Annotated in this window: 14 protein-coding genes and 2 rRNA genes (1 of these 16 cut by a window edge); 8 read left to right on the forward strand and 8 right to left on the reverse strand. The window is 59.5% G+C overall.

Annotation, left to right across the window (positions count from 1 at the left end; all coding sequences use genetic code 11):
* Positions 1-188: 188 nt before the first annotated feature.
* The 5 genes from WHX55_RS22195 to WHX55_RS22215 are packed head-to-tail and all read right to left on the reverse strand — an operon-like array spanning position 189 to position 5,923.
* Positions 189-1,022, reverse strand: coding sequence for a class I SAM-dependent methyltransferase (locus tag WHX55_RS22195; RefSeq protein WP_150725697.1), 834 nt, complete (start codon positions 1,020-1,022; stop codon positions 189-191).
* Positions 1,016-2,173: an acyltransferase gene (locus WHX55_RS22200; protein ID WP_150753231.1), complete on the reverse strand. Its 1,158-nt coding sequence runs from the start codon at positions 2,171-2,173 to the stop codon at positions 1,016-1,018. The genes WHX55_RS22195 and WHX55_RS22200 overlap by 7 nt, the downstream gene beginning before the upstream one ends.
* Positions 2,170-3,060, reverse strand: coding sequence for a class I SAM-dependent methyltransferase (locus tag WHX55_RS22205; RefSeq protein ID WP_353741332.1), 891 nt, complete (start codon positions 3,058-3,060; stop codon positions 2,170-2,172). Before WHX55_RS22205 ends, WHX55_RS22200 begins: the two co-directional genes overlap by 4 nt.
* Positions 3,057-4,352 carry a glycosyltransferase gene (locus tag WHX55_RS22210; protein WP_150725694.1) on the reverse strand — a complete coding sequence of 432 codons (1,296 nt, stop codon included), beginning with the start codon at positions 4,350-4,352 and terminating at the stop codon, positions 3,057-3,059. Before WHX55_RS22210 ends, WHX55_RS22205 begins: the two co-directional genes overlap by 4 nt.
* Positions 4,346-5,923, reverse strand: a complete 1,578-nt coding sequence (locus WHX55_RS22215) for a glycosyltransferase (protein WP_353741333.1) — start codon at positions 5,921-5,923, stop codon at positions 4,346-4,348. Before WHX55_RS22215 ends, WHX55_RS22210 begins: the two co-directional genes overlap by 7 nt.
* A gap of 424 nt (positions 5,924-6,347) precedes the next feature.
* On the opposite strand from WHX55_RS22215, the gene WHX55_RS22220 reads away from it, so the two are divergent.
* Genes WHX55_RS22220 through WHX55_RS22255 form a run of 8 tightly spaced genes read left to right on the forward strand, consistent with a single transcriptional unit; the run spans position 6,348 to position 15,345 of the window.
* The gene (locus tag WHX55_RS22220) at positions 6,348-7,262 is read left to right on the forward strand and encodes a GDP-mannose 4,6-dehydratase (RefSeq protein WP_353743075.1); all 915 of its coding nucleotides are present in this window, start codon (positions 6,348-6,350) and stop codon (positions 7,260-7,262) included.
* The gene (gmd, locus tag WHX55_RS22225) at positions 7,259-8,239 is read left to right on the forward strand and encodes a GDP-mannose 4,6-dehydratase (RefSeq protein WP_353741334.1); all 981 of its coding nucleotides are present in this window, start codon (positions 7,259-7,261) and stop codon (positions 8,237-8,239) included. The genes WHX55_RS22220 and gmd overlap by 4 nt, the downstream gene beginning before the upstream one ends.
* Positions 8,240-8,242: 3 nt before the next feature.
* The gene (locus tag WHX55_RS22230; protein ID WP_150725692.1) at positions 8,243-9,685 is read left to right on the forward strand and encodes a mannose-1-phosphate guanylyltransferase/mannose-6-phosphate isomerase; all 1,443 of its coding nucleotides are present in this window, start codon (positions 8,243-8,245) and stop codon (positions 9,683-9,685) included.
* The gene (locus WHX55_RS22235; RefSeq protein WP_150725691.1) at positions 9,686-10,483 is read left to right on the forward strand and encodes an ABC transporter permease; all 798 of its coding nucleotides are present in this window, start codon (positions 9,686-9,688) and stop codon (positions 10,481-10,483) included.
* Positions 10,483-11,736: an ABC transporter ATP-binding protein gene (locus tag WHX55_RS22240; protein WP_150759307.1), complete on the forward strand. Its 1,254-nt coding sequence runs from the start codon at positions 10,483-10,485 to the stop codon at positions 11,734-11,736. The genes WHX55_RS22235 and WHX55_RS22240 overlap by 1 nt, the downstream gene beginning before the upstream one ends.
* Entirely contained in the window at positions 11,733-13,100 is a 1,368-nt protein-coding gene (locus WHX55_RS22245) for a glycosyltransferase family 1 protein (RefSeq protein ID WP_150753236.1), read from the forward strand. Before WHX55_RS22240 ends, WHX55_RS22245 begins: the two co-directional genes overlap by 4 nt.
* Entirely contained in the window at positions 13,084-14,214 is a 1,131-nt protein-coding gene (locus WHX55_RS22250) for a glycosyltransferase family 1 protein (protein ID WP_353741335.1), read from the forward strand. The genes WHX55_RS22245 and WHX55_RS22250 overlap by 17 nt, the downstream gene beginning before the upstream one ends.
* Positions 14,215-15,345 (forward strand): glycosyltransferase family 4 protein, encoded by a 1,131-nt coding sequence (locus WHX55_RS22255; RefSeq protein WP_150753238.1) that lies wholly within the window; start codon positions 14,215-14,217, stop codon positions 15,343-15,345.
* 97 nt (positions 15,346-15,442) lie between these two features.
* On the opposite strand, the gene mrdA is transcribed toward WHX55_RS22255, so the two are convergent.
* The 3 genes from mrdA to WHX55_RS22270 form a co-directional block, all read right to left on the reverse strand.
* Positions 15,443-17,335 carry a penicillin-binding protein 2 gene (gene mrdA, locus WHX55_RS22260; RefSeq protein WP_353741336.1) on the reverse strand — a complete coding sequence of 631 codons (1,893 nt, stop codon included), beginning with the start codon at positions 17,333-17,335 and terminating at the stop codon, positions 15,443-15,445.
* 199 nt (positions 17,336-17,534) lie between these two features.
* A 5S ribosomal RNA gene (gene rrf / locus WHX55_RS22265) occupies positions 17,535-17,650 on the reverse strand.
* A 161-nt stretch (positions 17,651-17,811) separates the two neighbouring features.
* A 23S ribosomal RNA gene (locus tag WHX55_RS22270) occupies positions 17,812-18,270 on the reverse strand (it continues 2,435 nt past the right edge of the window).

Raw genomic sequence — 18,270 nt, forward strand, 5'->3', positions numbered from 1 at the left:
ACCGCGATCGCGAGCAAGCTCGCTCCCACAGGGGGGGTGGTGTTTTGAAGGGCGAATTCCAGGCATAAAAAAAGCACCCCGCAGGGTTAATGCCGATCAGTTAAGCCGAGACATTGAACCCGTGGCGAGGGAGCTTGTCGATCCCTTGACTGATTGGCATTAGGTCTCGCCCGGGCGAGCTTTGCTAATCAGGGCTTACGCGCAATGATCACCTGACTTTTCGCCACCACCGCATCCAGCGCCTGCTTGATCTGTGCACCCCGTGGCGAAGCCAGGATCGCCTGCCAGGTATCCGCCCAGTGGTTGAGCAACGGATGGTCCGGGTTGCTGAAATCGACCTTGGCTTCCCAGAACAACAGCATCCACATCGACCAGTAGAATCCGTACTGGCTGTGGCTGATCACTTCCAGGCCGGCATCGCTGACCATGGCCTTGAACTGCTCCTCGCTGATGATGCGGATGTGGTTGGGCTTCTGGAAATACTCGGCCGCCGCGATATCTTTCTGCAGGTCTTCGGAGCTGGGATGCGGGACGCTCAGCAGATACAACGCGCCCGGTTTGCCGACGCGCACCAGTTCAGCGAGGAACTGGGCCGGATCGTCCACGTGCTCGATGACCTCGGTGGACACCACTCGCGTGGCGGTCGCATCGGCAATCGGCAGCGGGTTGCAGTCGGTGACATGGCATTCGACGTCGCGGGCCGGTGTATCGCCCAGGCGCTGGCGGGTCGCCTCGACCTTGGCCGCGTCGATATCGGCGATGATGATCTTCGCCCCGCGCATCCCGCAGAAATGCACGTTGCCGCCGTCGCCGCAGCCGACATCCAGCAGTGTGTCCTCGGGGGTTACCGGGAAGCCGGTGAACAGTTCGCCGGTCTGCTGATTGAACCAGCCGCTGAGCATCGCGTCGTGCAAGCCGAGCATGTAGGGGTCGACTTTCTCCGCCACTGGCGCCGCGGGCGGTATCTCTGGCTGCACAGGCGCGGGCGTGCCCGCCGTGAGTTTCTTCAAAAGGCTCAGCATGAGGTGGCTCCAGAGGATGGGACGGCTGTTCGGGAGGTGCCCAAGCGTTTGACCAGCGAGGCGCCGCGGTTGCGCATGGGCATTTCAATGAAGCGATAATTGAGTTCGCTCAGCAGCACGATCAGGCCGCCAGACATCAGCAACATCAGAATCGGATGGCCAGCCGGACTAGGCAGCCCGGCAGCCTGTAAACGGAAAATGAACTCACGAACCAGCAAGTAGGCCGGGATATGGATCAAGTAAATCCCGTAGGAACGGCTGCCGACCCACGTCATCAGATTTTTGAACACGCCGCGCGGCAACAGGTAATCGCGGTTGTAAGACGCGATCCAGACCAGCAGTGCGCACAGCACCGCAATCACGCCGATCCGGTAAGAAGTGAAGGTGAAACGATCCGTCGCCATGAAACTGAGCAGCAGCGACACCGCGATCAGTGCGGCAACACCCGCCCATGGACGACGCAAGAATTTTGGCTCCCAGCGTAGGTACGACGGTTGCGTACTCCACATCGCCAACAGCACGCCAAGGGCCAGTGCGTCGGTGCGCACCACCATCAGGATCGGCGTGCGCAAGGTCAACAACTGCACCGCCACCATCGCCAGCAACGCCCACACCAGGTGTTTGCGAAACAGCACGATCATCAGCGGGAACAGCAGGTAGAACTGCTCTTCCAGCGACAGGCTCCAGTACACGAAACTGGTGCCGTACTCGTAGCGATAAAAACTGTCGGCAAAGCGGAAGTTGGCGTACTGGGCGACGCCGGCCAGGGTCGCCTGAAGGTTCGCGTGCAGGGTGCCGAACGCTCCGGAGCGGTTGAGAAAAAGGCATGCCAGCAGCATCAGCGCCAGCCATAACCAGGCCGACGGCAGCAATCGAAAGGCCCGTCGCAACCAGAAATTGCGCGTCTGTTGCCAATACTCCTGACGCGTGGTGCAGCGGCGCAGGGCCGGGATCAGGCTGCGGGCAATGACGAAACCCGAGATCGCGAAAAACAGATCCACGCCCCACCACGGCTGGCTGTACAGCGTGATGCTCTGCAGTAATGGAACAGCCGCCGCGAACAGGCTGTCCTGCAGGTGATGAAACAGCACGCCAAGCACCGCAATACCGCGCAGCAACTCGATGTCCATGATCCGTTTTTCGTTGCTCATGCGCCCTCCTGGACATGAGGTTTGCGGGCAATGATCACCTGGCTCTTGGGCATGAACCGGTCCAGCATCTGCTTGATCGCCAACCCGTCGGGCTGGGCCAGCAAGTCCTGCCAGGTTTTCGCCCAGCTCTCCATCAGCGGCGGATACGGCGCCTGAATCCGGTCGCGAACCGCGCCACCCAGATCGCGCCCGGCGGCACGTTCACTGGCCCAGAAAAAAATCATGCCCATGACCCAGAAAAACCCGGTGGCCTGGCGATGCTCGATGACCAGGCCCGCGTCTTCCACCAGCGCGGCGAATCGCTCGGGGCTGAAAATCTGCACGTGATTGGGCGATTGAAAATAGCTGGCCGGGGCGATGCCTTTCTGCAAATGCTCGCCCACCGGGGACGGTACGCTCAGCAGGTACAGCGCGCCGGGACGGCCCATGCGCACCAGTTCGGCCATGAAGGGTTCTGGCTGATCGATGTGTTCGAGCACTTCCATGCACACGACTTTGCTCGCGCAACCATCGGCCAGAGGCAGCGGCAGGCTGTTGCTGACCAGACCGAGATTCGCTTTATCCGACTGCGCCCGCACTTGCCGCGCCAGGTCGCGGACCTTGTCGTGCTCACTGTCGGTGAAGATCACCGACGCGCCTTGACGCACCGCAAATAAGGTCGCGACCCCTTCGCCGCAGCCGACATCCAGCAAGGTGTCGTCGGCGGTAATGGCAAACCCCTTGAGCAATTCGCCGCTGTCGCCCGAAAACCAGCCGTCATGCATTGCATCGTGCAAGCCCACATCTCTTGGCGACACACGGGATTGCTCGACCGGTGACGGCGACGGCGCGGGCCGGAGCTCGGGTTTCGTCTCTGCAAAGAAACGTCTGACCAATGCGCGAATCATGCCTCAGGGGTTTCCACGACACGGTTTTCGAACAGGCGCTCAAAAAATACGCCAAGCCGCTGTCCGGCAGTGGCCTGGCTGCAGAATTTCTTGAGGCTGGCCACTGCGTGCACGGACATCTGTGCATAACGCCCTGGATCACCCTTGGCCACGTCATAGCTTGATTGGTAAGCCCTGCACAACGACGCCCAATTGGTGACGTAGCGCAAGGTACGAAACGCCCTGCGCGGGTCATGTGGCCAGGCCGTCAGCTCATCGGTGGAGTCAATCAGGAATGCATTATCGGCATCCAGATAATCGATCATCGCCGTGGTCCGTGGCGCCACCGCCGGTTTGCCACAGGACATGAACTCCATCAGCGGCAGACATTGGCCTTCGCCATAGGACGTGTTGACCACGTAACTCGTGGCTTGCACCAGCTGCTCATAGTCCGCGTCAGCCAGATAGCCGTAAATCAGCACGACCCGGCAGCGGTAAGACTGGTTTTTGTACAAGTGGTGAAGGATATCGGTCAGCGCTTCTTCGGCATCGTGGTGTGTCAATTTGAGCACCAGCGTTGCGTCCTCCACCTCGCGAAACGTCACGCAAAAGGCACTGAGCATGTCTTCCCAATTCTTGCGCCCATCACCGGGGTTGAACACCGAGGTGTAAATCACGCCGTCGAGGACCAACTCGTGTTCACTCGGCGGGGCCTCGAAATCAATACCCACACCTTCGCGAGTGGCCACGGGGCCAAAGGCTCGCAAGTCGAGTTCGCGGCTGTCTGCCAGCAACCCCTTGAGCGTCAATCGCACCTGACTGGCCAAGGGCTGACGTTGCAAGTGGGCGCCGCGCTCGGAAAACCGGTCCCATACCGGGGCCGGTACCGCGATGACAGGATAGTCGGCGCCCATCGCCTCACGCACCGCATTCACGGTGTAGCTGGAATGGGTAATCGCCGCCCCCGCTGCCCGCAACACCGTGCGCCAGTCATTGAGCGGGTCACCGGCAAAGGGTTCGTTGGGGATGGTGCTGAATTCCCACGCGAACACCGGCAGCGTCGGGCAGGTGAAATTGACCGGTGTGCGGTGAGGCGGTGAGAACGACAGGAACACGCACACTTCACCACGGGACAAACAGTCCATGTACAAGGCATCGACTTCGGTCTGCGGGTCGCTGACTTCTACCACTCGCCCCAACCGCTCCAGCACGGGTCGGTACTCCTTGAGCACGAAGTAATAGCTGTACTCCGAGCGGCCAAGGTTCTGGGCAATGGTGTGCTGGTTGGTTTCCGAATGAATGATGATCAGCATGAGGCGGTATCCGTCACGGTTGCTGTCGGCAAAGCCTGTGGTGCCAGCCCGAAAAAATCTGCCATGCGTTTGTGCACCGGGGCGAAAGCGCAGTAATCGTGCATGCGCTCGACGGCGGCGAGGGACATGCGCTGATACTCCAGCGGTTGTTCCTTGGCCAGGCGGTAGCTGTTTTCGTAAGCGGTTTTCAGCGAACCCCAATCCGGCCGGTAACGCAGGGTGCGGTAGATGATGCGAGTGTCCTGCGGCCAGATGGTCAGCTCTTCGCTGGACTTGACCACAAACGCCACACGCTCATCGATGTAGTCCTCCATGGCCGTGTGATCCGGGGCAATTACCGGTTTACCGCTGGCCATGAACTCCATCAGCGGCAGGCACAGCCCTTCGCAGCGCGAGGCATTGACGTAGTAACTGGCGGCTTCGTACAGCCTGGCGTATTGCGGGTCGTCCAGGTAGCCGTGCATGACTACCACCCGACAGGCGAACGGCGAAAGCTGCGCGAGCAACGTCATCAGCTCGTCGTGGTAGGACGACAGATCGCTTTGGGTAATTTTCAGCACCAGCGTCGCGTCAGACGTTTCGCGGAACGCCCAGCAAAATGCGGTGATCAATTGATGCCAGTTCTTGCGACCGTCACGCGGGTTGAACACAGTGACGTACACCACACCGTCAACCTGTGTTTCGACCTGGGCGGTGGTGTCCGGCCACTGTCGCGGTTCTGGCTCGGGTACTGCAATCGTCTGCGGGCCGGCGATGGCCGGCAACCAGTCAGCGAGACGTTCGTGGGCGGCTTGCGACAACAAGTCGCGAATCCCTTCCCAGTACCACTGGCTTAGAAAATGCGTGCGATGCACCGGGATCGGCAGCGATTTACCTTTGTCCAGGCGCCACATATGCAGGTAATGGCGGGCAATCACAAAGCGGCGCTTGAGCGTCAGCGGCGGTGGCTTCAATGCCTTCAGTTCAGCCTCGAGCGCCGCCAGTTCCTCGGCGGTCGGCACGACGGGAATCAGTGCATCGGCGTTCAGCCCGAGTGTGCGCGTATCGAAGATGCAACCCTTGATGTCCAGGGTCGAGCCGGTGCTGATCGGGGCGCTGGTGTGGCGACTACGAATGTCGGCGAAGTTTTCCCACAACGGCGTCGGCAACACCAACACCGGAAAATCTTCGCCCATGGCCCGACGAATCGCCCGGGCGGTATGGCTGGAGAGTGTGATCACCCGGCCCTGCCGCGCCAGCATTTGCGTCCAGTCCTGGCGCGGGTCGTTATCCCATTGTTCATCGGGAATCGAATCAAACTCCCAGGCCACCACGCAGATCGTCGGGCACTCAAGGTCGTTCGGGGTTTTCTGCGGCGGCGTAAACGACAGGAACAGACTGTCTTCGCCGGCGGCCAATAATTGTTTGTAGAGCGGATCGACCTCGGCGGTGGAGGACACCACATGCACTCGCCCAAGGCTTTCGAGTACAGGGCGATACGCCTTGAGCACGAAGTAGTAACTGTACTCGGGACGGCCGAGACTCTGGCTGATGGAGCTGTCGTTGACGTCGGAGTAAAGAATGAAATTCATGGCATCCCACGGTGACGCCGCCATCCCGGCAGCCTCACGCTATGACGGGGAGGATACGGTTCGAGTCAGTGTTTACTGGCGCTCGTCCATCGTCTTGCTGCCCGTCTTCGTTCTTGTTTTAGTGGTCAGTTTCTCGCAGTTTCGAAGCGACGCTGCCGAACCCCGGGTAATCGTGACGAGGGGCATTCTAACCACATCCGTTGAGGATTCGTGAACCGCCCGACGAGAATAAATCAGGCTACGCTGACGAGAACTGATCAGTCACGATTGGACCTGTTGAAATTGCTGAGCAAATGGCACAGATTGGCTACCAAACAACTACAACAAAACATTTCACCTGTCTTTGCGAGCGATCCTGTTGATTCGTGAGACCCTTCCATTAAGTCTGTAGGAATGGATGAAATGTATGACCGGGGGGTCGCTGTTGAAAAAACGTCTGTTTGTCACGGGCCTGACTGGATTCGTAGGACAACACATCCAATCGCGTTTGCAGGCTGATGCCTCGGAATGGGAGCTTCTGCCTGCTCCTGGCCGCTACGATCTCGCCGCGCCGGACAGCCTCGAAGGCTTGTGGCCGGAAATGCCCGATGCGGTGATTCACCTGGCAGGCCAGACTTTCGTCCCGGAGGCCTTTCGTGATCCGGCGCGCACTCTGAACATCAATCTGCTGGGCACCCTGAACCTGCTGCAAGCCCTCAAGGCGCGCGGATTCACCGGCACGTTTCTGTACGTCAGCTCCGGTGATGTCTATGGCCAGGTCACTGAAGCCGATTTGCCCATCACTGAATTGCAGCCACCCTGTCCGCGCAACCCATACGCCGTGAGCAAACTGTCGGCCGAGTTCCTGAGCTTGCAATGGGGCCTGAGCGAAGACTGGCCCGTACTGGTCGCCCGCCCGTTCAACCACATCGGAACCGGGCAGAAAGACAGCTTCGTCATCGCCAGCGCCGCCCGTCAGATCTGCCGGATCAAGCAAGGCCTGCAAGGGCCACAGCTGGAGGTCGGGGACATCGACGTCACGCGCGATTTCCTCGATGTCGGGGACGTGGTCTCGGCCTACCTGGCCTTGCTGGAAAAAGGTACGCCGGGGCAGGTCTACAACATTTGCTCGGGACGCGAGCAGAGCATTCGCAGTTTGATCGAACAGCTGGCAGATCTTGCCCAGGTCGACCTGCAACTGGTCCAGGACCCTGCGCGCCTTCGCCGCGCGGATCAGCGTCGGGTGTGTGGCAGCCCTGCGAGGCTGGCCCAAACCACCGAATGGAAGCCTGAAATCACAACACAACAATCCCTGCGGGCGATCCTGTCCGACTGGGAGAAGCGAGTACGACAAGAATGACTAAAAGTGCATTGATCACAGGTATCACCGGCCAGGATGGCGCTTATCTGGCGAAACTGTTGCTCGACAAGGGCTACAAAGTCCACGGCCTGGTAGCGCGTCGCAGCAGCGACTCGCGCTGGCGCCTGCGCGAGATGGGGGTCGAGGCGGACATCGTCTACCTGGACGGCGATATGGCCGATGCCTGTTCAGTGCAGCGCGCGGTGATCAAGTCGGCGCCGGACGAGGTCTACAACCTTGCCGCGCAAAGCTTTGTCGCGGCCTCCTGGGATCAACCGGTGACCACCGGCATCGTCGACGGCCTGGGTGTTACCCACCTGCTCGAAGCGATCCGTCAGTTCAGCCCGCACACGCGTTTCTACCAGGCCTCCACCAGCGAAATGTTCGGCCTGATCCAGGCCGAGCAGCAGGACGAGAACACGCCGTTCTATCCGCGCAGCCCTTATGGCGTGGCCAAGCTGTACGGCCACTGGATCACCGTGAACTACCGCGAAAGCTTCAACCTGCACGCCAGCAGCGGCATTCTGTTCAACCATGAATCACCGCTGCGCGGCATCGAGTTCGTGACGCGCAAAGTCACCGACGCCGCCGCCCGCATCAAGCAGGGCAAGCAGGGCAAGCAGCAGGAACTGCGTCTGGGCAACATCGACGCCAAGCGCGACTGGGGCTTTGCCGGGGATTACGTCGAAGCCATGTGGCTGATGCTGCAACAGGACAAACCCGACGACTTCGTGGTGGCCACTGGCGTCACCACCACCGTGCGCGAGATGTGCCGGATCGCCTTCGATCACGTGGGCCTGAACTACCGCGATTACGTGAAGATCGACCCGGCGTTCTTCCGCCCGGCCGAAGTCGAAGTGCTGCTCGGCAACCCGGCCAAGGCCCAGCGTGTGCTGGGCTGGAAACCTAAAACCGATCTGGATACCTTGATCCGCATGATGATGGATGCGGACATGAAACGCGTCGCCAAGGAGTAGGCCATGCTGATTCCCGTGATTCTCTCCGGCGGTGCCGGGACAAGGTTGTGGCCGGTGTCGCGTGAAGGCCATCCCAAACCGTTCATGGCCTTGCCTGACGGCCAGTCGCTGCTGGGCAAGACCTATCGGCGGGCCGCGGAGCTGCTCGACGGCTGGGGCGATATCGTCACGGTGACCAACCGCGAGTACTACTTCCAGAGCAAGGATCACTTTCGGGACGCGCACCTGGGCCGTCATCGCGGGCATTTCCTGCTGGAGCCGACGGGGCGCAATACGGCGCCGGCCATTGCCGCCGCCGCCCTCTCCCTGCAGGCCCTGCATGGTGACGACGCGATCATGCTGGTCATGCCCGCCGACCACCTGATCGTCAATGTCGATGCCCTGAAGGACGCGGTCGAGCATGCCGTGACATTGGCCAGGCGCGGTCACCTGGTGACCTTCGGGGTCGTGCCGACCGCTGCGGAAACCGGTTTTGGCTACATTGAAGCCGGCACATCGCTGGACGATAAAGGCGCTGCCCGCGTGCGGCGCTTCGTCGAAAAACCCGACCTGCAAACCGCGACGCATTACGTTGAAAGCGGCAACTTCCTGTGGAACTCCGGGATGTTCTGCTTCTCGGTCGCCAGCCTGCTGGCCGAACTGCAAACCCATGCTCCCGCCTTGCTGGAGCAGACGCAGACCTGCATGGCCGCCAGCGCTGCGGTGGAAAACGCGGGGAGCCTGCAACAGGAACTGTCGCCGGCCCTGTTTGGCGAAATCATGGACATTTCCATCGACTACGCGTTGATGGAGCGCTCCGACAAGGTGGTCGTCGTGCCGGCCCGTTTCGACTGGAGCGACATCGGCTCCTGGGGTGCGGTGGCTGCGCTGGTACCGGCGGATGCACAAAACAACCGCGCCGTCGGCGAGTCGATTTTCATCGACAGCCACAACAACTTCGTCCAGAGCGATAACCGTCTGGTCGCGACCGTGGGCGTGGATAACCTGATCATCGTCGACACCGCCGACGCGGTGCTGGTGGCCCACGCCGACCGCGCCCAGGATGTGCGCCGTGTGGCCAGGCAACTCAAGGACAAAGAGCACGAAGCCTATCGCCTGCACCGTACGGTCAGCCGGCCATGGGGCACCTACACCGTGCTGGAAGAAGGCCCCCGCTTCAAGATCAAACGCATCGTGGTCAAGCCCGGCGCCAAGTTGTCGCTGCAGATGCACCATCATCGCAATGAACACTGGGTGGTGGTCGAAGGCATGGCCAAGGTCACCAACAATGGCACCGGCACGCACCTGGTGGCCAAGAACGAATCGACCTTCATTGCTGCCGGTCACAAGCATCGCCTGGAGAATCCCGGCGTGATTGACCTGGTGATCATCGAAGTGCAAAGCGGCGAGTACCTGGGAGAGGACGACATTGTCCGCTTCGAAGATCAATACGGCAGGACGGATTGAATGCTGCTTTCCCTTTACCGCACGCTGAGCAGCTATCGAGGGTTCATTCTCGGTAGCGTCCAGCGAGAGTTTCAGGCGCGTTATCGCAATTCGTTGTTCGGTGCCCTGTGGACCGTGCTCAATCCGCTGTCGATGATCATTGTCTACACCGTGATTTTTTCCCAGATCATGCGCGCGCGTTTGCCAGGGGTAGATGACGGCATGGCCTACAGCATCTACCTCTGCGCCGGGTTGCTGACCTGGGGCTTGTTCGCGGAAATCACCGTGCGCAGCCAGAACATGTTTCTGGATAACGCCAACCTGCTGAAAAAAATCAGCTTTCCACGGATCTGCCTGCCGGTGATCGTGCTGTTGAATGCCGGTATCAACTTCGCAATCATCATCGGCTTGTTTCTCGGTTTTCTGTTGATCACCGGTCGACTACCGGGCCTGGCGCTGTTGGCGCTCATTCCTCTGCTGGCGCTACAGGTGATGTTCTGTGCCGGGTTGGGGATTATTCTTGGCGTATTGAATGTGTTTTTTCGCGATGTCGGGCAATTTTTCGCCATCTGTCTGCAATTCTGGTTCTGGCTGACGCCAATCGTTTACCCGATGAGCATCCTGCCCGACTGGGTGCAGCGCTTGCTGCAATTCAACCCCCTGACCAACCTGATCACCAGCTACCAGAACATCTTCCTGTACGGCCAATGGCCCGTCTGGAGTTCGCTGCTGCCGATCATGGTCGCCAGCGTATTGCTCTTCGTCATCGGCCTGCGGCTGTTTCGACAGAGGGTCGGTGAAATGGTGGATGAACTCTGATGGGGCACATACGCGTCACCGGCCTGGGCAAGGCCTATAAACAATACCCTACCCGCTGGAGTCGACTGGTTGAATGGCTGGTCCCGTTCTCGCCGATCCGCCATCACCAGCACTGGGTGCTGCAGGACGTGACCTTCCAGATTGCCCCCGGAGAATCGGTGGGTATCGTCGGGGTCAACGGCGCTGGCAAAAGCACCTTGTTGAAGATGATCACCGGCACCACCCAACCCACCTGCGGAGCCATTGAACTCGAAGGCCGCGTCGCCGCCCTGCTGGAATTGGGCATGGGTTTTCATGCGGACTTTACCGGCCGCCAGAATGCGGTCATGGCCGGGCAACTGCTGGGCATGCAGATCGAAGAAATACAAGCCTTGATGCCGGAAATCGAACGTTTCGCGGAAATAGGCGACGCCATCGACCACCCGGTGCGCACCTATTCCAGCGGTATGCAAATGCGTCTGGCGTTCAGCGTGGCCACCGCGCGGCGCCCGGACATTTTGATCGTCGACGAAGCACTGTCGGTGGGCGACGCCTACTTTCAGCACAAAAGTTTCGACCGCATCCGCAGCTTTCGCAAAGCCGGTACCACGCTGCTGATCGTCTCCCATGACCGAGGGGCGATTCAGTCGATCTGCGACTCGGCGATCCTCCTGGAAAACGGCCACATGGCCATGCACGACACACCCGAAACCGTCATGGATTACTACAACGCCCTGCTCGCCAAGCGTGAAGGACAGACCGTGCGCCAGGAAGCCCTCGCTGGCGGCCAGGTCAGTACCATTTCGGGAACGGGTGAAGCCAGGATCCTGAACGTACGCTTGCTCGACCAACATGAACGCTCCATCGACGCCGCCGAAGTCGGCCAGCCGGTCGTGCTGGAGGTGAATGTCGAGGTTCGCCAGGACATCGAACGGCTGGTACTGGGCTTCATGATCAAGGATCGCCTGGGCCAGGCCATGTACGGCATCAACACCCATCGCCAGGATCAGGCGCTGACCGACTTGCAGGCTGGCGAGCGCGTGACCTATCGCTTTGCTTTCGTCATGGGACTGGGCAAGGGTAACTATTCCGTGGCGTTGAGCTTGTCACGCCTGGATTCGCACCTGGACCGCAACTTCGAGTGGCGCGATTACGGGTTGGTGTTCCATGTGATCAACAACCGCCAGGAAGATTTTGTCGGCTGCTCGTGGCTGGCCGCGAAGACCACTGTCACGCGCTCGAGCGCGCCGGTCACCTCGGAGAGCACGCCATGACGCGTCTTTTGGTGGAGTGCACGCACGTATTCCAACACCCCAAGGTCAATTCGGGCATTCAGCGGGTGGTGCGCAACGTCGTCAACCAGCTACCGGAATCGGTCGACGGTGTTGAATGCATCCCGGTTGTGATGCTTAAGGGCAAACTCTACCGAGTGCTGATGCTCGGCGCGCTGAACATCCCGTTTTTCGATGCCTTGATGATCTTTGGTGGACGACTTGGGCGCTTGGCTCACCGCTTCTGGCAACTGCATCAGCGCTTGCACAACCGAAGCAACTCGCGGGTGATCAAGCGTTTGCTGCACGTGGCCTACCGGGTGACAGCGGTCACCTGTTTCAGCCTTCCGCTGCGTGCGATCGAGGGCATCAACCAGTATCAACTGCCCAAACGTTGCACGCCGCTGCAGCACCAACCGGGGGATCAACTGGTGCTGCTGGATTCGTCCTGGCACACCGATTTCTTCCCGTTTGCCGAACAACTCAAACGTGAAGGCGTAGGCATCGTTTCGGTGATTTACGACCTGATTCCCGTGACGCATCCGCAGTTTTACGACACACGGCTGGTGCAGGTTTTCAACGAGTGGTTTGACTGGATCACCAAAACCGCCGATGGCTATGTGGCCATTTCCGCCACGGTGCGCGATCAGGTGCGTGATGAATTGCAGCGCCGCCTGGGTCCTGCCAAGGCCAGTGAATTGTGGTTCGACTATTTTCACCTCGGCTCCGAACTGGACCTGAGCGAAGTCACGGCCGCCGTCGAGCCGCGACTGACGCGCATTTTCAAAACGCCGGAACCGGTGTTTCTGATGGTCAGTACCATCGAGCCGCGCAAGAATCACGACTACCTGCTGGATGCCTTCGAACGGGCCTGGGCGGCGGGCTCCAATGCCCGGCTGTGCATTGCCGGGCGAGTCGGCTGGAAATGCGATGCACTGCTGGCCCGGGTCCGTAATCACCCACAGCTGAACCAACGACTGTTCATGTTCAACGACCTGAGCGACACCAGCCTCGAACATGCCTACACCCACGCCAGCTCACTGGTGTTTCCATCCTTCGTGGAAGGCTTCGGCCTGCCGCTGGTAGAAGCCATGCAGCGTGGACTGCCGGCCATGGGCAGCGACATTGCGGTCTTTCGCGAAATCGGCGGCGAGTTCATGGCGTACTTCGATCTGGCCGAGCCACAAAGCCTGGCTGAGCTGGTCATTCGTTTCGAGAGCAGCGGTCAATTCCCGGCCACTCGCGACGTCGCGGACTGGCGCTGGATCGGCTGGCGTGAAGCCAGTGCGCAACTGGCTTCACGCACCCTGCGCAATCTCTCGGACGTGCCGCTCGAACAAGAGAGGCAACATGCGCATTGCCCTTAACGCCCGCATCCTCCAGGCGCCGCGCACCGGCATCGGCCACTACGTTGCCGAACTGGCGAACGCCCTGGCGGGTGAACCGGATATTGAACTGGCGCTGTTTCATGGCTGGGGCTGGAGTGCTGTGCTGCCTGAAGCGGCCATGCCCGGTTATTCCCGACTGACGCCATTGCTGCGGCAGATTCCGGGGGCCTATCAGGCCCGACGGTGGCTGGAGCAGAAACGCTTCGATCAAGGCCGCGCGCAAGCCATCGACCTCTACCACGAACCGAGTCTGTGGCCGCTGTCGTTCGACGGCCCGACCGTCATCACCTTGCATGACCTGACTCACCTGCACTATCCCGAAACGCAGCCACCGGCGCGCTTGCGAGAAATCGAACGGCGCGTGGCCGACGGCGTGCGACAGGCAAGCCTGATTCTTACCGACTCGCAATACATTGCTGAAGAAGCCCAGGTGCATTTCGGGTTACCGGCCGAGCGATTTGTCGTCGCACCGCTGGGTGTAGCCGCGCGTTTTCACCCGCGGTCCCCCGAGGCTATCGACGCCGTACTCAAGACCCATGGCGTCGAAGCGCGGGAATACTTCCTCTGTGTCGGCACCCTGGAACCGCGCAAGAATCTGTCCCTGGCCCTGCGCGCCCACGCCCGATTGCCGGAATCAGTCCGTCAGCGTTTTCCATTGCTGATCGTCGGCATGGCCGGCTGGCAGCGCGAGCAGTTCAGCGAAGAATTGCACCAGGCCCTGGCCTGCGGTCATGTCTGTTTGCTCGGCTATCTGCCTGACGAGCACGTTGCACAGCTGCTGGCCGGCGCCCGGGCATTGATTTTTCCGTCGCTTTACGAAGGTTTTGGCCTGCCGGTGCTGGAGGCCATGGCCTGTGGCACACCGGTCATTCTGACCAGACGTTCGGCCATGCCCGAAGTGGCAGGCTCTGCGGGTAACTATGTTGAACCGGATGAAACCGACGGCTTGCGCGATGCAATGAGTCGTCTGATCGAGGATCTAGCGCATTGGCAGGCATGCCGAGAGGCCGGATTGCTACAGGCAAGGCTTTTTACCTGGGAACGCTGCGCGCAAGTCACGGCCAGCGCTTACCGCCAGGCAATGGGAGGTTGAATGCGAGTTCTTCATTTTTTCAAGACGTATCTGCCTGACTCGGTCGGCGGGATCGAACAAGTGATTTTCCAGTTGTGCGAAAGCGGTGCCCTGCACGGCGTTGAAGGCAAGGTGCTGACACTCAGTGCCGATCCGACACCGCCGGTGATGCAGATCGCTCAACATGAAGTCCATCGAGCCAGGCTCGACATTCAGTTCGCCTCCACTGGGTTTTCCTGGAGCGTCTTCAAACAGTTTCGCGAGCTGGCAGCCGAGGCCGACGTGGTCAATTACCACTTTCCATGGCCGTTCATGGACCTGGTGCATTTCGCCAACGGCCTGAAAAAACCCAGCGTGGTGACGTACCATTCGGACATTATCCGCCAGAAACAGCTGCTCAAACTTTACCGGCCGCTGATGAATCGTTTTCTGCACAGCGCTGACCGGATCGTCGCAGCATCACCCAATTACCTGCACACCAGTGATGTGCTGCAACAGTTTCAGGACAAGACCCGAGTGATTCCCTATGGACTGAACAAGGCAGGTTACCCACAGCCTGACAGTGATCGAACGGCCCACTGGCGGCAAAAACTCGGCGACAAGTTTTTTCTGTTTGTCGGTGTGATGCGCTATTACAAAGGTTTGCACATCCTGCTCGACGCCCTGAAGGACCTGGATTACCCGACGGTGATTGTCGGTGCCGGCCCACTGGAAGTAGAGCTGCATGCCCAGGCGGCTGCCTTGGGTTTACGCAATGTTCACTTCCTCGGGCGTCTGGGGGACGAGGACAAAGTGGCGCTGCTGCAACTGAGCTACGCCATCGTGTTCCCATCGCACCTGCGCTCCGAAGCATTCGGCATTTCGCTGCTTGAAGGCGCGATGTATGGAAAACCGATGATCTCCAGTGAAATTGGCACTGGCACCAGTTACATCAACATCCATAACGAGACTGGGCTGGTGGTGCCGCCGAGCAATCCATCGGCATTTCGTGAGGCGATGCGTACGCTTTGGGAAAACCCGGTGCTGGCGGCGCAAATGGGCGAGAAGGCGCAGGCCCGTTATCAAAATCTGTTTACCGCGGACGAAATGGGCCGCAAATGGGCGGCGTTGTATGAGGAACTGCTGGAAGAAAAAGCCCTCGCCTACGCATGAGGCTTTACAGAAGATGAGCCAAGCCGAAACAGAGTTCCTCGAGAGCTTCCAGCACGTGCTCAACATCCGTGAGCCTGCGCTGTGAAGCCATGGGGGTTCAGGCGTGAGGATCGCCCGGCGCCTTGCTCGGCGCTGCGTACTGCGGCTTGAGGTGGCCGTCCTGATCGAGTAGCCAGGCGTCCATGATCTGCCGCACGACCGGTCCGGCAACGCGTCCACCCGCCTCGCCGTTTTCGATCATCACCGAAATCACGATCTTCGGTTGTTCGGCCGGGGCGAAACCGACGAACAAGGCATTGTCGCGGTTACGCTCGCGGGTTTTCTCCCGGTTGTAACGTTCGCCCTGCTTGATCGCCACCACTTGCGCGGTACCACTCTTGCCAGCGATACGGTATTGCGCGCCCGCCGCTGCGGCCCGGGCAATCCCGCGGGCATCGTGCATCACCATCTGCATGCCGTGGTTGACCTGCTCCCAGTCACGAGGGTCCTTGAGCAGAATGTTCGGCATCGGATGCTCATCCACCGGCGCGACACCGTCCACGGTTTTGGCCAGGTGCGGGCGATTCCACACGCCTTTGTTGGCAATCAGCGCCGTCGCCTGGGCCAACTGCAGTGGTGTGACCTGCATGTAGCCCTGGCCGATACCGAGAATCACCGTCTCGCCCGGAAACCAGGCCTGACGGCGGGTGGTGCGTTTCCAGGCTTGGGATGGCATCAGGCCGGGGGATTCTTCATTCATGTCCAGGGACACTTTCTCACCCAGCCCGAACATCGCCATATAGTCGTGCAGGCGATCGATACCGAGCTTGTGTGCGAGGTCATAGAAGTAGGTGTCGTTGGAACGCATGATCGCCGCATCCATATCCACCCACCCATCGCCACTGTGGTTCCAGTTGCGGTACTTGTGATCGAAATCCGGCAGTTGGTAATAGCCGGGGTCGAACACACGGGTCTGTGGCGTGACGACACCGGCATCGAGGCCGGCGATTGCCACTTCCGGCTTGATAGTCGAACCCGGTGCGTAGAGACCGCGCAGTACACGGTTGAACAGCGGGCGGTCGATGGAGTCCCGTAGTGTGGAGTACTCCTTGGAGCTGATACCGGTGACGAACAAATTCGGATCGAAACTCGGGTTGCTGACCATGGCCAACACTTCACCGGTCGACGGATCCAGCGCGACCACCGAGCCACGGCGATCACCCAGGGCTTGCTCGGCGGCCTCCTGAAGCTTGACGTCGAGGCTCAGGACAATGTTTTCGCCGGGCACCGGGTCAGTGTGTTTGAGCACTCGCAACACACGGCCCTGGGCATTGGTTTCGACTTCCTCATACCCGACATGGCCGTGCAGCTGCGACTCGTAGAATTTTTCGATCCCGGTCTTGCCGATGGATTGGGTGCCTCGGTACTCGACCGTATCCAGAGCCTTTGACTCTTTCTCGTTGATACGTCCGACGTAGCCGACCGAATGAGCGAAGTGCTCGCCCAACGGATAGTGTCGAACGAACTGCGGTTCGACATCGAGGCCCGGCAGGCGGAACTCGTTGACGGCGAGTACGGCAATCTGTTCTTCGCTCAGCTCATAGAACAGCGTCACGGGTACGAACGGATGACGTGCCTGCTTCATTGCCTTGTCGAACTGCGTGCGATCTTCAGCGGGCAAGTGCAGGAGATTGACTACCTCGCCCAGTTCTTCGTTTACATTGGAAGCACGTTCGCGGGTGATGGTCAGGTTGTAGCTGGGACGGTTGTCAGCGAGGAGTACGCCGTTGCGGTCATAGATCAACCCGCGGGTCGGTGTAATCGGCAGGACATGTACGCGATTGTTTTCGGAGATGGTCGAGTGATAGTCGAACTCGACTACTTGCAGGACATACATGCGCACCACCAGTGCACAGGTGACAGCGGCAACGAACAAGCCGCAGGCCAGCAGCCTTTTATTGACCAGGCGTGTCTCTTTCTCGTGGTCCTTGATGGGTATCGGTTCGGGCACTTGTGCAGCAACTCTATGAAAAGAATGCCGATCCGTGGGCGCAAACTCAGTCCATTAAAAATGAGCTGCACCTTAGCAAAAGCGCGGAGTCAGGTTTGTGTGATTTTTTTACAATTGACCTTGAGCGGGCGAGCCTCTGATTTTCTGAGGACAAAAACAAAACCCCAACTGCTTTCGCAATTGGGGTTTCGGAATTTAATCTTGACGATGACCTACTCTCACATGGGGAAACCCCACACTACCATCGGCGATGCATCGTTTCACTGCTGAGTTCGGGATGGGATCAGGTGGTTCCAACGCTCTATGGTCGTCAAGAAATTCGGGTACTGAGTCGTGGCCGGTTGGCCGCGCTTCAGCAAATTGGGTATGTGACAGTTTTCGGTGTTTTGTGAGCATCTCGAACTTTCGGTTCGTTTCGTCTTCACACACCGCAATCTGATGCTTCTTTCGAAGTAAGCAAATTGCTTGGGTGTTATATGGTCAAGCCTCACGGGCAATTAGTATTGGTTAGCTCAACGCCTCACAGCGCTTACACACCCAACCTATCAACGTCGTAGTCTTCGACGGCCCTTCAGGGGACTCAAGGTCCCAGTGAGATCTCATCTTGAGGCAAGTTTCCCGCTTAGATGCTTTCAGCGGTTATCTTTTCCGAACATAGCTACCCGGCAATGCCACTGGCGTGACAACCGGAACACCAGAGGTTCGTCCACTCCGGTCCTCTCGTACTAGGAGCAGCCCCTCTCAAATCTCAAACGTCCACGGCAGATAGGGACCGAACTGTCTCACGACGTTCTAAACCCAGCTCGCGTACCACTTTAAATGGCGAACAGCCATACCCTTGGGACCGGCTTCAGCCCCAGGATGTGATGAGCCGACATCGAGGTGCCAAACACCGCCGTCGATATGAACTCTTGGGCGGTATCAGCCTGTTATCC

This window comes from Pseudomonas fluorescens, assembly GCF_040448305.1.
GTDB lineage: Bacteria > Pseudomonadota > Gammaproteobacteria > Pseudomonadales > Pseudomonadaceae > Aquipseudomonas > Aquipseudomonas fluorescens_BH.